12 protein-coding genes are annotated in these 14,821 nt (G+C 69.9%); 9 read left to right on the forward strand and 3 right to left on the reverse strand.

Going from position 1 to position 14,821, the window contains the following annotated elements; translation table 11 throughout:
* Position 1 precedes the first annotated feature (1 nt).
* Both E1B00_RS13925 and E1B00_RS13930 read right to left on the reverse strand, forming a co-directional pair.
* Positions 2-574 carry a hypothetical protein gene (locus E1B00_RS13925; RefSeq protein WP_139449840.1) on the reverse strand — a complete coding sequence of 191 codons (573 nt, stop codon included), beginning with the start codon at positions 572-574 and terminating at the stop codon, positions 2-4.
* Positions 571-1,149, reverse strand: a complete 579-nt coding sequence (locus tag E1B00_RS13930) for an adenylate kinase (RefSeq protein ID WP_139449842.1) — start codon at positions 1,147-1,149, stop codon at positions 571-573. The genes E1B00_RS13925 and E1B00_RS13930 overlap by 4 nt, the downstream gene beginning before the upstream one ends.
* Positions 1,150-1,286: 137 nt before the next feature.
* On the opposite strand from E1B00_RS13930, the gene E1B00_RS13935 reads away from it, so the two are divergent.
* The 8 genes from E1B00_RS13935 (at position 1,287) to E1B00_RS15720 (ending at position 10,235) form a co-directional block, all read left to right on the forward strand.
* Positions 1,287-2,540, forward strand: coding sequence for a 6-phosphofructokinase (locus E1B00_RS13935; RefSeq protein WP_139449844.1), 1,254 nt, complete (start codon positions 1,287-1,289; stop codon positions 2,538-2,540).
* Positions 2,541-2,663: 123 nt separating this feature from the next.
* On the forward strand, positions 2,664-3,761 hold the full coding sequence (locus tag E1B00_RS13940) for a DUF3617 domain-containing protein (RefSeq protein ID WP_176693273.1): 1,098 nt from the start codon (positions 2,664-2,666) through the stop codon (positions 3,759-3,761).
* A gap of 3 nt (positions 3,762-3,764) precedes the next feature.
* Positions 3,765-4,568 carry a D-alanyl-D-alanine carboxypeptidase family protein gene (locus E1B00_RS13945; protein ID WP_139449847.1) on the forward strand — a complete coding sequence of 268 codons (804 nt, stop codon included), beginning with the start codon at positions 3,765-3,767 and terminating at the stop codon, positions 4,566-4,568.
* A gap of 38 nt (positions 4,569-4,606) precedes the next feature.
* Positions 4,607-5,968 carry a tetratricopeptide repeat protein gene (locus E1B00_RS13950; RefSeq protein WP_139449849.1) on the forward strand — a complete coding sequence of 454 codons (1,362 nt, stop codon included), beginning with the start codon at positions 4,607-4,609 and terminating at the stop codon, positions 5,966-5,968.
* A 67-nt stretch (positions 5,969-6,035) separates the two neighbouring features.
* On the forward strand, positions 6,036-6,830 hold the full coding sequence (locus E1B00_RS13955) for a hypothetical protein (RefSeq protein ID WP_139449851.1): 795 nt from the start codon (positions 6,036-6,038) through the stop codon (positions 6,828-6,830).
* Complete coding sequence (locus E1B00_RS13960; RefSeq protein ID WP_176693274.1) at positions 6,827-7,420, forward strand: DUF2846 domain-containing protein; 594 nt, start codon at positions 6,827-6,829, stop codon at positions 7,418-7,420. The genes E1B00_RS13955 and E1B00_RS13960 overlap by 4 nt, the downstream gene beginning before the upstream one ends.
* A 196-nt stretch (positions 7,421-7,616) precedes the next feature.
* Positions 7,617-9,659, forward strand: a complete 2,043-nt coding sequence (locus E1B00_RS13965; RefSeq protein ID WP_139449853.1) for a sodium-translocating pyrophosphatase — start codon at positions 7,617-7,619, stop codon at positions 9,657-9,659.
* Positions 9,660-9,752: 93 nt separating this feature from the next.
* Positions 9,753-10,235: a hypothetical protein gene (locus E1B00_RS15720; RefSeq protein ID WP_220396300.1), complete on the forward strand. Its 483-nt coding sequence runs from the start codon at positions 9,753-9,755 to the stop codon at positions 10,233-10,235.
* Positions 10,236-10,382: 147 nt separating this feature from the next.
* Here the strand turns inward: E1B00_RS15720 and E1B00_RS13975 are convergent, their stop codons facing one another.
* A complete protein-coding gene (locus tag E1B00_RS13975) occupies positions 10,383-12,500 on the reverse strand; it encodes a catalase (protein WP_139449857.1) in 2,118 nt (705 codons plus the stop codon).
* 530 nt (positions 12,501-13,030) lie between these two features.
* On the opposite strand from E1B00_RS13975, the gene ilvD reads away from it, so the two are divergent.
* Complete coding sequence (gene ilvD, locus E1B00_RS13980) at positions 13,031-14,770, forward strand: dihydroxy-acid dehydratase (protein ID WP_139449859.1); 1,740 nt, start codon at positions 13,031-13,033, stop codon at positions 14,768-14,770.
* Positions 14,771-14,821 lie beyond the last annotated feature (51 nt).

Below are 14,821 nucleotides of genomic sequence, written 5' to 3' on the forward strand. Positions count from 1 at the left end.
GTCAGGAAGCCGGCGCGGCGGGAACCGGCGGCGAAACGCCCAGGATCAGGAAAAATTCCGCCAGCACCAGGCTCACCGCCAGCACGTAGGCGGCACCGACCGGGATCTCCAGCGCCTGACGCCAGATCGCCGCGTCCACCCGCAACTTCCAGACGAACAGCCCGATCGCCGCCAGCGACGCCATCAGCGCCAGGCCGGAAACCTCCGCCGGCGCCGAAGGCCCCGGAGCCGCCGGCAGCACCGCCAGGGCAACCGGCACCATGGCCAGCGTGAACAGCAGCCCCGCGCCGGCCATCGCCAGCTGGGTCTGTGCCGTCCGGTTGACCATGCCGCGCAGGCGCAGCAGCCAGGCGGGCACGGCCAGCACCAGGCCCAGGGTGATCAGGACGCGTCCGGCCAGCGCGGCCAGCGGCGGATCCACGGCGAAGCGCGCCACCGCGACCTGCACCGCGACCAGGGCGAGCGCGAAGCCCAGGGTCGCCGCCGGCGAAAACGGCAGGTCCTGCGGACCGCGCCGCAGCAGGCAGAGTTCGAACAGCTGGCGCAGCAGCGCGGCCACGACGGGCCGGCTCAACCGATCTCGGGGGTCGGCGCCAGGGTGCTGAGGATGCGCGAGAACACCTCGTCCATGCCACCGACGCCGTCCACGCAGGCCAGGCGGCCGGAGTTGCGGTAGAAGTCCACCACCGGCGCGGTCGCGTCGTTGTAGACCGTCAGGCGGTTGCGCACCGCGTCCGGGCTGTCGTCGGCGCGGCCTTCGGCCTGCGCGCGGCCGGCCAGGCGGCCGATCAGCAGTTCGGTGTCCACGTCCAGCTGCACGGCGATGTCCACCGGCTGGTCCAACCGCTTGAGCAGGGCGTCCAGGGCATTGGCCTGGGCCAGGTTGCGCGGGTAGCCATCGAGGATGAAGCCGTTGCCGGTGTCGCCGGCGGTCAGGCGCTCTTCGAGCATGCCCAGCACGATCTCGTCCGACACCAGCGAACCGGCCTCCATCACGGCCTTGGCCTGCAGGCCCAGCGGGGTGCCCGCCTTGACCGCGGCGCGCAGCAGTTCGCCGGTGGAGATGTGCGGAACCTGCAGGTGCTCGCGCAGCCGGGTGGCCTGGGTGCCCTTGCCCGAACCGGGCGCGCCGAGAAGTACCAGTCGCATTGCTTCAAAACCCCTATAAACAAGGACGCACGGCACCGTCTTCACCCCATTTGGCTATAGTGGGGCCGCCGACTGGCCGTGCGGACATGGAAACGCTACTGGCCGGGCGGGTCCAAGTCAATGAAAGGCAGGAAAAAATGGGCAAAGGAACGCTCCTCTACGCACAGTCCGGCGGCGTCACCGCCGTCATCAACGCCACCGCCAGCGCGGTGATCCAGGCCGCCCGGGCCCGCAAGGTCAAGGTGCTGGCCGCCCGCAACGGCATCCTGGGCGCGCTGCGCGAGGACCTGGTGGACACCTCGAAGGAATCGGCCGCGGCCATCCGCGCCCTGGCGCACACGCCGGGCGGCGCCTTCGGGTCCTGCCGCTACAAGCTCAAGTCGCTCGAGCAGGACGGCGCGAAATACCAGCGCCTGCTCGAAGTCTTCAAGGCGCACGACGTGCGCTGGTTCCTCTACAACGGCGGCAACGATTCCGCCGACACCGCGCTCAAGCTCTCGAAGATGGCTGCGGCCTCGGGGTATCCGCTCACCTGCATCGGCGTGCCCAAGACGGTCGACAACGACCTGGTGGTCACCGACTGCTGCCCCGGTTTCGGTTCGGCGGCGAAATACACGGCGGTCTCGGTCGCCGAGGCCGCGCTCGACGTCGCGGCGATGGCCGACACGTCCACCAAGGTCTTCGTCTATGAAGTAATGGGCCGCCACGCCGGTTGGCTGGCCGCGGCCGGCGGTCTGGCCGGTGCCGGCAAGGACGATGCGCCGCAGATCATCCTGTTCCCCGAGATCGCCTACGACGAGGCGAAGTTCTTGGCGCGTGTGCAGGAAACGGTGAAACGCGTCGGTTGGTGCGTGGTGGTGGTGTCGGAGGGCATCCGCCACCCCGACGGCACCTTCGTCGCCGACGCCGGCGCCGGCAAGGACGCCTTCGGCCACAGCCAGCTCGGCGGCGTCGGACCGCTGCTGGCCGCGACCGTGAAGGACAAGCTGGGCCTGAAGGTGCACTGGACCGTGCCCGACTATCTGCAGCGTTCGGCCCGCCACCTGGCCTCGAAGACCGACCTGGCGCACGCCCAGGCCGTGGGCACGGCCGCGGTCGACTACGCGCTCAAGGGACTCAACGGCGTGATGCCGGTGATCGTGCGCACCAGCGACCGGCCCTACCGCTGGAAAATCGAACCGGCGGCGCTCGACCGCATCGCCAATGCCGAGAAGACCATGCCCAAGGGCTTCATCGACAAGTCCGGCTACGGCATCACCGCCGCCTGCCGCACCTACCTCGAACCCCTGGTCCGCGGCGAGGCGCCGCCGCCCTACCGGCCGGATGGGCTGCCCAATTACGTTCGTCTCAGGCTGACCGCCGTGGCGAGGAAACTGCCTCCCTTCGGCTGATCCCCAGACCGTGTCCTCCGGCTGGATGGCACGGTGACCACCGGCACATCCGGGCGCGCGGAACGGCTGGGAGCATTCCTCCCCTTTGTCGACCGTCGTCATCCGCGTTCCCGGAGAACCCCAGTGAAACCGATCCGCCCGCTGTCCTTCCTCGCCCTGGTGCTGGGTGTCTCCGTCGCCGGGGCCGTGCTGGCCCAGGCCGGCACCGGCAACCTCTACAGCGTCACCACCAAGATGGAGATGCAGGGCATGCCCTTCGCCATGCCGGCGAACACGGTGCAGGTCTGCGGACCCAAGGACCAGGCCAGCGACAAGATGGTGCCGGCCGACGAGAACTGCACGGTCAGCAACTTCCGCAACACCGGCAACAAGTCCAGCTTCACGATGGTCTGCCGCGGCGAGAACCCGATGACGGCCACCGGCGAATTCGAGCGCCTCAGCGCCGACGCCTACCGCGGCCGCATGCAGATGAAGGGCGAGATGGAAGGCGAACCCATGGACATGACCATGACGTTCGAGGGCAAGAAGATCCGCGACTGCAACTACGCCACCGAGTCGCCGGAAGCCCAGGGCCGCGCCATGCTGGCCAAGACCTGCGAAGAGCAGCTGCGCATGCCGGCCTGGCAGGCCTACGAGTCCTTCGCCGGCCCCAACGCGGTCTGCGCCAGCTTCAAGCCGCGCTACTGCAGCGCGATGCTGGCGGCCTCGCTCAAGCCGGATTTCATCCGCAATGCCGACTACACCGCGCAGGAAATGGCCAAGCACGGCGCCCAGGGCCCGACGCTCTGGACCGCGTTCCAAGCCTGCGGCACCACGCGCCCCGCGGCCCTGGCCAAGACCTGCCCGATGGCCGAGAAGACCCGCGACTACGTCTTCATCACCGGCTACTGCCCGACCCTGGTGGCCAAGGCCTGTGCCGCGGCGGACCCGGCCAAGGACTACGAGTTCGTGATCCGGAGCTGCCCGGCCCAGGCCCAGGCCGCCGCGGGCGCGCACTGCGCCGGCCGCGACTTCACCGCCATGCGCATGTCGCCCTACGCCAACTTCTGCAGCCAGTACGCCGCGGGCAGCCTGCAGCAGCGCAACGCCGGCTCGGCCGGTTCGGCCGCCCCGGGCGCGCGCCCGGCCGCGGTGCCGGCGCCCAAGCCGGAAGAGCCGGCGGCCAAGCCGTCCTGGCGCGACCGGCTCAAGAGCGCCAAGGACAAGCTCACCGGCGGCTGACCGATGCGTTGCTGGATGGCGCTGTGGCTGCTGATCGCAGCGCCGTCCTTCGCGGCGGCGCCCGTGGACGCCTATCCGGACGTCGCCGCCGCCTACTGGGTCGAGATCGACGGCCAGCCCGCCTGGGCCGGCCAGCCCGACCGCCGCCTGCCGATGGCCAGCCTGGCCAAGCTGATGACCGCCCTGGTGATCGCCGAAGCCGGCGGCCTGGACGAGATGGTCACGGTTGGCCCCGGCACCGCCCAGGCCACCGGCACGCGCCTGGGCCTGCGCCCGGGCGAGCGGTATGTCGCCGGCGACCTGTTCACCGCGATGCTGGTGCGCTCGGCCAACGACGCCTGCCGCGCCCTCGCCGACTGGAAGGGCGGCGACCTGGCGAGCTTCGTGGTGCGGATGAACGCCCGCGCCGCCGAGCTCGGCATGAAGGACACCCGTTTCGCCAACGCCTGCGGCCATGACGCCCCGGGCCAGGCCAGCAGCGTGCGCGACCTCGCCGTGCTGGCGCGCGCGGCGATCGCCCAGCCCCGCATCGCGCTGGACGCGCGCCGCCTGCGTTACACGCTGCGCAGCCAGGCCGGCCGCCAGTTCACGATGAACAGCACCAATGCCCTGCTGGAACAGGTGCCCGGCGCCATCGGCCTCAAGACCGGCTACACCCCCGGCGCCGGCCGCTGCCTGATCGCCCTCGCCCAGCGCGACGGCCACGAGGTGCTGGTGGTGCTGCTGCATGCGCCCGACCGCTGGTGGGACAGCGTCGCGCTGATCGAGCTGGCCTTCGACGAAGCACAACGCCGGGCCCTGCGATGAACGGCGCGACGACGCGGCCCGTATCCGGCCGCGGGGCCGTGGCCTTGGCCGCCGTGCTGGTCGCGGTCGTGGCTGCCTATGGCGCGAGCCTGTATGCGCCGTTCCAGTTCGACGACTGGTGGGCGATCGCCGGCGATGCGCGCGTGCAGTCGCTGGCCGCCTGGTGGCAGGCACTGCCCGGCATCCGGCCCCTGCTCAAGCTCAGCCTTGCGCTGAACTGGACGCTGTCGCCTGCGCCCTGGGGATTCCGGCTGGTCAACGTCGCGGCGCACGCCGCCAACGCGCTGCTGCTGGGTTGGCTGATGCGGCACTGGCTGCCGCGGCTGGCGCCCGGCCAGCCGCATGCGGCGCCGCTGGCGCTGGCGATCGCGCTGCTGTTCCTGCTGCATCCGGCCGCCACCGAAGCGGTGACCTATGTGAGCGGCCGCTCGGTCTCGCTGATGGCGACGTTCTACCTGCTGGCGTTGTTCCTGCTCACGCGCGCGGCGGCGTCCCCGGCCGAGCGGCGGTGGCCATGGCTGGCGGCCCTGGCTTTCGCCGCGGCGCTGGCGGTCCGCGAAACCGCGGTGACCCTGCCCTTGGCCTGGCTGCTGCTGGCGCGCTGCGCAGGCCAATCCTGGCGCGACGCGCTGCCGCCGACGCGCGGTCTGCTGGCGGTACTGCTGCTCGCCGCCGTTGCCGCCCTGCTGACCCCGGGTTACCACAGCTTCTTCGGTTGGAGCCTGCAGACCCGAGGGCTGGGGCCGCAGTTGCTCGGCCAGATCGAAGCGCATGCGTATCTGCTCAGCCACCCGCTGCCCGGCCTCGCGCTCAACATCGATCCCGACGTGCGCGTGCCGGGCGCGTTCGAACTCCGCCACGCGCTCTGGCTGCTGATGGCCGCGGCGGCGGGCGTCATCGCCTGGCAGCAGCGCCGCGCGCGGCCGTGGCTGCTGTTCGCGCTGGGCTGGTACCTGCTGCACCTGGCGCCGAGCAACTCGCTGCTGCCGCGCTTCGACCTGGCCAACGACCGCCATCTCTACCTCGCGCTGCCCGGTCCAGTGATGGTTTTCGCGCTGGCGCTGGCGGCGCTGCGGCCGCCCCGGCTGGGCGGCGCCCTGCTGCTGGTCGCCATGCTGGCGCTGGGCCTGAAGACCCACGACCGCAACCACGACTACCGCAGCGAACTGGCCCTGTGGCAGGCCACCGTCGCCGCCTCGCCGGCCAAGGCCCGGCCCTGGACCAATCTCGGCTACGCCCGCCAGCAGGCCGGCGACTCGGCCGGCGCCGCGGCCGCCTACCGCTGCGCCTTGACCCTCGATCCAGACCACCGGCAGGCCGCTTGGAACCTCGCGGCCCTGGCACCGGGCCCGGTCGAATTCCGCAAGGACGACTGCCGGCTGGCGCGCGCCGGAAACTGAGCAGCGCTGCCTGTTCGGAGGAAACCGGGCCTGCTAGTGTTCGCGGCAGCCCTCTCGTCGACAGTCCATGCCAGCCATCCGCCCCGTTCCCCTCGTGCTCCTGTCGTGGATGCTGGCATCGGGGGTGGCGCTCGCCGCCGACGGTTCCGCGACCGCGGTCCCCGCCCAGATCCCGCCGCCGGCCAACGTCGCGGTGCCGGACGCCGCCCCCGCGACCGTCGCGACGGGCCGCCTGATTACAGTGCCCGCCGGCACCGAGCTGGCCTTCGAAATGGTGGATTCGCTGAGTTCGAAGACCAGCCAGCGCGGCGACCGCTTTTCGCTGAAGCTGACCGAGCCGCTGACGCTCGATGGCCAGCGGCTGGTTCCGGCCGGCACGCTGGCCGTGGGCGAAGTCGTGCATGCCGATCGCGCCAAGGCCGGTGGCCAGGCCGGCGAGCTCGTTCTCGCCGCGCGTTATCTCGACTGGGACGGCCGGCAGCTGCCGCTCAAGGCCTTCCGCACCGGCCTCGGCCGCAACCGCACCGACACGGCGATGGGCGTGATGATCGCCGCCGGCGTGGCCGGGTTCCTGGTGCGCGGCGGCCAGATCGAAATCGCCGCCGGCAGCCCGATCACCGCCACCCTGCGCGAGGCGGTCGAATTGCCGGTGCTGGCGCCGGTCGTCACGACGGAGCCGGCGACGGCGGAAGCGGACGGGGAGTCCGCGGCAACTGCAGCACCCGAAGTAACCGCAGCATCCGAAGCAGCTGAAGAAGCCGAAGTGCCAGCAGCAGCGGAAGCGGCCGCAATACCTGCAACACCCGCAACACCCGCAACCACAGATACCAACGACACCATCCCAGGGGAAACTGAAGAATGATTCCGCAGCAGATCAAGATTTCGCTGTTCGCCCTCGCGCTGTGCTTCGGCATGAGCGCAACCGCGCAGGACGCCGCCGCACCCGAGACCGCTCCGGCCGCCGAAGCCGCGCCCGCTGCCGAGGCTGCTCCGGCCGCCGAGGCCGCTCCGGCCGCTGAAGCCGCGCCCGCCGCCGAAGCCGCTCCGGTCGCCGAAGCCGCGCCTGCGGCGGAAGCCGCTCCGGCGGCCGAAGCCGCGCCCGCCGCACCGGCCGCCACCGGCCGCATCATCTTCTTCCGTCCGAAGAAGTTCGCCGGCGCCGCGATCTCGTTCAAGGTCCGCGAAGGCGACGCCGTGCTGGGCAAGCTCTCCAGCGGCAGTTTCTTCGCCGTGGATGTGCCGGCCGGCACCCACGAGTACTACGCCAAGTCCGAAGGCAAGGACGACACCCTGGTGATGGAAGTCGAAGCCGGCGAAACCTACTACGTCAGCGGCACCATCTCGATGGGCGTGTTCGCGGGTCAGGGCAACCTGGCGCCGTCCGACCAGGCCGCGTTCGACGAGGCCAACAAGAAGACGCTGAAGGACCGCACCGGCGAGAAGGTCGACTGACCCGCCGCGCCACCGCGATCCACCTCCCAAAGGGGCCGGCCGGCAACGGCCGGCCCCTGTTTTTTGGCCCTGGAACGCCCTGCCGAGCCCGTTTCCGGGCCCGTGTGGCGCCCCCTCCGCGTCCTTGCCATACTCGGGCCAGGCAGCCGTTCGGCTGCCTCTCGCTATTCATGGTTTGACTCTGGGGAGGGTTGGCATGTTTGAGCAGTACGGTTTGCACCTCGCGATCGCCTGTGCGGCGGTCGCCATCCTTTACGGCATCGTGGTTGCGCGCTGGATCGTGGCGCAGCCGGCCGGCAACGAAAAAATGCAGAGCATCGCCGCGGCCATCCAGGAAGGCGCCGGCGCCTACCTGCGCCGCCAGTACATGACCATCGCCATCGTCGGCGTGGTGCTGTTCCTGGTGATCGGCCTGGCGCTGGGCAGCTGGTCCACGGCGATCGGTTTCGCGATCGGCGCGATCCTTTCGGGCGCAGCGGGCTTCATCGGCATGTTCGTCTCGGTGCGCGCCAACGTGCGCACCGCGCAGGCGGCCACGGTCAGCCTCAACACCGCGCTCAACGTCAGCTTCAAGGGCGGCGCCATCACCGGCATGCTGGTGGTCGGCCTCGGCCTGCTCGGCGTGGCGGGCTACTTCTGGTACGTGATGGGCGGTGCGGCGCCGACGGCGGAAGTGGTGCAGGCGGCGATGCAGCCGATGATCGGCCTGGCCTTCGGCAGCTCGCTGATCTCGATCTTCGCGCGCCTGGGCGGCGGCATCTTCACCAAGGGCGCCGACGTCGGCGCCGACCTGGTGGGCAAGGTCGAAGCCGGCATTCCCGAAGATGACCCGCGCAACCCGGCGGTGATCGCGGACAACGTGGGCGACAACGTCGGCGACTGCGCCGGCATGGCGGCCGACCTGTTCGAGACCTATGCCGTGACCGTGATCGCGGCCATGCTGATCGCCGGCATCGCCTATTCGACCTACGGCTGGGCCGGCGTGCTCTACCCGATGGTGCTGGGCGCGGTGTCGATCCTGGCCTCGATCGTCGGCACCTTCTTCGTGAAGGTGCGCGAGGGCGGCAAGATCATGAACGCGCTCTACCGCGGCCTCGCGGTGTCGGGCGTGCTGGCGGCCGGCGCGTTCTACGTCGTCACCGACAGCATGTTCGCCACCACGCTGGGCATGCCGCTGTTCTTCTGCGGCCTGATCGGCCTGGGCCTGACCGCCGCGATGGTGGTGATCACCGAGTACTACACCGCGACCGAATACGGCCCGGTGCAGCAGGTGGCCAAGGCCAGCGAGACCGGCCACGGCACCAACGTGATCGCCGGCCTGGCGGTGTCCATGAAGTCCACCGCGGCGCCGGTGCTGGCCGTCGCGGCGGCGATCTGGGGCTGCTACGAGATCGCCGGCCTGTACGGCATCGCAATCGCGGCGACGGCGATGCTGTCGATGGCGGGCATGATCGTCGCGCTCGACGCCTACGGCCCGATCACCGACAACGCGGGCGGCATCGCCGAGATGTCGGGCATGGACAAGGAGATCCGCAAGACCACGGACGCCCTGGACGCGGTGGGCAACACCACCAAGGCCGTGACCAAGGGCTATGCGATCGGTTCGGCCGGCCTGGCCGCGCTGGTGCTGTTCGCCGACTACTCGCACAAGCTCAGCGAGAAGTACGCGGGCACCGACCAGACCGTGAACTTCTCGATCGACAACCCGGACGTGGTGATCGGCCTGCTGATCGGCGGCATGATCCCCTACCTGTTCGGCGCGTTCGCGATGCAGGCGGTGGGCCGCGCGGCCGGTGCGGTGGTGGAGGAAGTGCGCCGCCAGTTCCGCGAGATCAAGGGCATCATGGAAGGCACCGGCAAGCCGGAGTACGACAAGGCCGTGGACCTGCTGACCAAGTCGGCGATCCGCGAAATGATCGTGCCCTCGATGCTGCCGCTGTTCATCCCGATCGTGGTCGGCCTGGTGCTGGGCGCCGACGCGCTGGGCGGCCTGCTGATGGGCACCATCGTGACCGGCCTGTTCGTGGCGATTTCGATGTGCACCGGCGGCGGTGCCTGGGACAACGCCAAGAAGTACATCGAGGAAGGCCACCACGGCGGCAAGGGCAGCGAGGCCCACAAGGCCGCGGTCACCGGCGACACTGTCGGCGACCCGTACAAGGACACCGCCGGCCCGGCCATCAACCCGCTGATCAAGATCATCAACATCGTGGCGCTGCTGCTGATCCCGATGCTCTGATCTTCCGCAAGACCGCTGCACCCGAAGCCCCGGCCATGCCGGGGCTTCGTTTTTTCGGCCGTCGGGACCAGGGCTTGCCTGGCAAAGAGTCGTGTGGAAGCCTACCGGCATGGACCGTTCGTTCGATGCTGCCGCATCGCCCCCCCCCTGCCGGCCGCGCCGGGGCAGTTCCCCGAAGGCACCTGGTACGGATATGCCACCAGGGTCCTGCTTTGGCTTCTGGGACTGGTACTGCCAGCACTCATCTTCTCGCGCTGGGGACCCGACCTGGATGCGGCTGCAACCGCTCAAACGGCGCTGGTATGGATGCGCGGGCTGATCATGTACTACACGTCCTTCGTGCTCGTTTCTGCGGGGATCGTCGGCCGCGCCGGCTGGCTCACGTTGCGCAGCGGCCGCTATCCATATCCGGGCCAATGGGCTCTGATCCCGGTCAGTCGAAATCCCTGGTGGGTGGGGTTCAACGCAGCTGCGTATCTCTGCGTCGCGGTGGGCCTGCTAGGGGGCATCGGATATCTCTGGATTGACTTGGACATCGCCTCACTATTCATCTCCGTCCAGGACACAGCGACATGAAATGACTGCCCGCCATCCCCCTCTCCGCAGGACCGCACCGAAGGACGTGACAATGCGACAGAGCACGTCGACGTTGGCTGCTGCGACGGAAGGCTGAACGGAGGGAAGAAAAGCCCCGGCATCGCCGGGGCTTCTTTTTGCGTCGCTTCAGGCCAGCGTGCGCAGCTTCGGTTCGCGCTTCCACTGCCGGGTCTTGGCCAGCGCCAGGAAGGCGTCGATCTCCTTGGGGTCCACCACGCCGGCATCGGGCTTGATGCCGCCGGCCTTGAGGATCATCCGCGTGCCCTGGCAGGCGGCGATCGCCTTGAGGTGGCCGAAGGCATCGCGGAACCAGTCGACGGCGGCGGCCTCGTCCTTCAGTGCCTCCGCGGCCTCCAGCGACAGCACGCTGGCCACGGCGTCGAACAGCGCGGACGGCGTGCCGGCGAGTTGGCCGTCGGCATCGAAGGGCTTGCCGTCCGACAGCCGGATCGAGAGCTTGGGCGCCACCACCTTCACCTGCGCCCCGGCCTTCTTCGCGGCCTTGGCCAGCGCTGCGAGGCCCGCGGCATCGCTGCCGTCGGCGACCAGGATGCCGATGCAGCGGCCCTGCAGCGTGTCCTTCATGCGGTCGATGATGCGCAGCGCGGGCGAAAGCGGCAGGTCCACCACCGGCGCCGCGGGCTCCGGAGCAGGCGGCAGCGCGGCCAGGCCCAGGCCATCGGCGACGCGCTGCGCCAGTTCTTCATCGATGTTGCGCAGGTGGCCGACGATCGCCTCGCGCACGTGCGCGGTGCCGACCTTGGACAGCTCGAACACCAGCGCCGACGCCATGTGCGCCTGCTCGGGCGCCGACTGGCTGTGCAGGAACATCCGCGCCTGGCTGTAGTGGTCGGCGAAACTCGCCGGGCGGAGGCGGCCCTTGCGGCCGTCGTCGGCGGCTTCCGCGAAATGGCGGAACCCGTCGGCACGGCTGGCGCGCGGCGACTCCGGATCCAGGCTCGAGGGCTCGTAGGCGACGCGACCCTTCGGCACGTCCATCTGCATGTGGCCGTCGCGCTGGTGGTTGGCGAACGGGCACTTGGGCGCGTTGATCGGGATCTGGTGGAAGTTCGGGCCGCCCAGGCGCGAGAGCTGGGTGTCCAGGTAGGAGAACAGCCGCCCCTGCAGCAGCGGGTCGTTCGAAAAATCGATGCCCGGCACGATGTTCGCCGGGCAGAACGCCACCTGCTCGGTTTCGGCGAACAGGTTGTCCGGGTTGCGGTCCAGCACCATGCGGCCGATGACCTGCAGCGGCACCAGTTCCTCCGGCACCAGCTTGGTCGGGTCGAGGTGGTCGAAGGGAAAGGCCTCGGCCTCGGCTTCCGTGAACAGCTGTACCGCGAACTCCCACTCGGGGAAGTCGCCGGCGTCGATCGCTTCCCACAGGTCGCGCCGGTGGAAGTCGTTGTCGGCGGCCTGCAGTTTCACCGCCTCGTCCCACACCGTCGACTGGATGCCCAGCTTCGGCCGCCAGTGGAACTTCGCGAACGTGCTCTTTCCCTCTGCATCGAGCAGCCGGAAGCTGTGCACGCCGAACCCCTCGATCATGCGCAGGCTGCGCGGGATCGTCCGGTCGCTCATCGCCCACATGATCATGTGCATGGATTCCGGCATCAGCGACACGAAATCCCAGAAGGTGTCGTGCGCGCTGCCGGCCTGCGGCCAGCCGCGGTCGGGCTCCATCTTCACCGCATGCACCAGGTCGGGGAACTTCATCGCGTCCTGGATGAAAAACACCGGGATGTTGTTTCCCACCAGGTCCCAGTTGCCCTGCTGCGTGTAGAACTTCACCGCGAAGCCGCGCACGTCGCGCGGCGTGTCCACCGATCCGGCGCCGCCGGCCACCGTGGAGAAACGGGTGAACACCGGCGTGCGCACGCCCTTCTCGGTCAGCAGCCTGGCGGTGGTGAACTTCGCCAGCGACTTGGTCAGCTCGAAGTAGCCGTGCGCGGCGCTGCCGCGGGCATGCACGATGCGCTCGGGAATGCGCTCGTGGTCGAAGTGGGTGATCTTCTCGCGCAGGATGAAGTCTTCCAGCAGCGTGGGTCCGCGCGCGGTGGGCCGCAGCGAATTCTGGTTGTCCGCCAGCGCGATGCCCTGGGCGGTGGTCATCACCGGATGGCCGCCGCCGGCCTGCTGCTGGGTTTCGCCGCCGTTGCCGCGGGGCAGCGCGCTGCGGTCGCGGCGCGGGGCGGCCGCCGGTGGCGTCGGGGATTTTCGGGGAGCGGTCTTCTTCGAAGTCATGGTCGTGTCATCCGGGCTTTGGGGGGAGGAAGCGCCGTTGGCCCGACCGGTGGAAACGGAGTCGTCGGGCAACATCGACAGGTGCGGCAACGGCCGGGCCGATGCCTGGTCCCACCATCCGACATCGCGGTTATCCGTGCGTGAACCCGCCGGGGCCGGTGTCGGAGAATCCGCCGAACGGGGCCGCGCGACGGCCGCAAACACCTGATTGGAGTAGAGATTCAAAAACTACCCGATCTTGAAAAAACTTCACGCTGGCTATTGACATCGTTTTTTGGCCGTGTTTCTCTCGACCCATGCCTTCCGCAGCCGCCACCGCCCAGACCCTGAAGCCGACCCTCCCGGCCGGTCTCTTCGTCGCGTCCGTCGCGCTGCTTACCGTCGTCGTCGTCCTTATTACCACCCTCACCGGTGCGGGATAGACGAGCGCGTAGAAACCTAGAGCCAACGCCTCGAAACTAGAACCCCGCACCGGAAACGGTGCGGGGTTTCTCGTTTCGGGGCCTGGAAAACCACCAGGACCCGATGCCGTGAACAGCGACGCGATCAAGACAGGCCCCGCCCGCGCCCCCGCCCGCGCGATGCTGCGCGCCACCGGGCTGGACGACGCCGCCATCGCAAAACCGCTCATCGCGGTGGTGCACACCTGGTCCGACGTCTCGCCCTGCAACCTGACGCTGCGCGACCTGGCGCAGCACGCGCGCGCCGGCATCCAGGCCGCGGGCGGCACGCCGGTCGAGTTCAACACCATCGCGATCACCGACGGCATCGCGATGGGCAGCGAAGGCATGCGCGCCTCGCTGGCCTCGCGCGAAACCATCGCCGACTCGATCGAACTGGCCGTCAGCGGCCACTGCCTGGACGGCGTGGTGGTGCTGGTGGGCTGCGACAAGACCATTCCCGCCGCCGCGATGGCGCTGGCGCGCCTGGACCTGCCCAGCGCCATCCTCTACGGCGGCACGATCATGCCGGGGCAGTGCAAGGGCAGGAAACTCACGGTGCAGGATGTGTTCGAAGCGGTCGGCGCCCATTCCGCCGGCACGCTCGACGACGCCGGCCTGGCCGAGGTCGAACGCCACGCCTGCCCCGGCGCCGGCGCCTGCGGCGGCCAGTTCACCGCCAATACGATGGCGATGGTGCTGACCTTCCTGGGCCTGTCGCCGCTGGGCCTGAACGACATCCCGGCGCTGCATCCCGACAAGGCCGCGGCCGCCTTCGCCTGCGGCGAGCTGGTGATGCAGCGGCATCGCGACCAGGGCCCCACGCCATCGACGATCCTGACGCGGGCGGCATTCACCAATGCCGCCCGCGCCGTTTCCGCCACGGCCGGGTCCACCAATGCCGCCCTGCACCTGCTGGCGATCGCGCACGAGGCCGGCGTCGAGTTCACGCTGGAGGATTTCGAGCAGGCCGCGCGCACGCCGGTCATCGCCGACCTCAAGCCGGGCGGTCGTTACACCGCCGCCGAGATGTTCGAGATGGGCGGCAGCGCCCTGATCGCCAACGCGTTGCGTGCGGCCGGCCTGTTGCTGGATGGGGCGACAGTGACCGGCCGCACGCTGTTCACCGAACTGGACGCGGTGCCGACGCCCGCGCCGCAGGACTGCGTGTTCCCCGTGTCCCGGCCGCTGAAACCGCGCGGTGGCTATTCGATCCTCTACGGCGACCTGGCACCCGAGGGCTGCATCGTCAAGCTCGCCGGCCACGGCCGCGACCACTTCGAAGGCCCGGCCCGCGTGTTCGATTCCGAAGACGCCGCTTTCGCCGCCGTGCAGTCGCGCGCAATCCACGCCGGCGATGTGGTGGTGATCCGCTTCGAGGGCCCGGCCGGTGGCCCCGGCATGCGCGAAATGCTGGCGGTGACCGCGGCCCTGGTCGGCCAGGGCCTGGGCAACGACGTCGCGCTGGTGACCGACGGCCGCTTTTCCGGTGCCACCCACGGCTTCATGGTCGGCCACGTCTCGCCCGAAGCCGCGCGCGGCGGCCCGATCGCGCGCCTGCGCGAGGGCGACCGCGTGCGCATCGACGTCGCCACGCGCCGCATCGATGTCGACGCCGACCTGACGGCCCGCGGGCCCGCGCGCATCGCGCCGCGCGTCGCCGGCGGCGCGCTCGCCAAGTACGCGCGCGATGTCGGCTCGGCGTCGCTCGGCGCCGTCACCAGCCCGGCGCCGGTACGAAAGCCCACGCGCATCGCCGCGCAGCTGATCGAAGCGGGGAAAGGAGCTCAGGTTCACGTTCCGGACCCGGCCGTCGCGGAGACCCCCTGACCCTGCTTCGAGAAATGGACCTGACCCCCCTTTCCCTTCACGCCTGACCTC

It is taken from the genome of Arenimonas terrae (assembly GCF_006265115.1).
Lineage (GTDB): Bacteria > Pseudomonadota > Gammaproteobacteria > Xanthomonadales > Xanthomonadaceae > Arenimonas > Arenimonas terrae.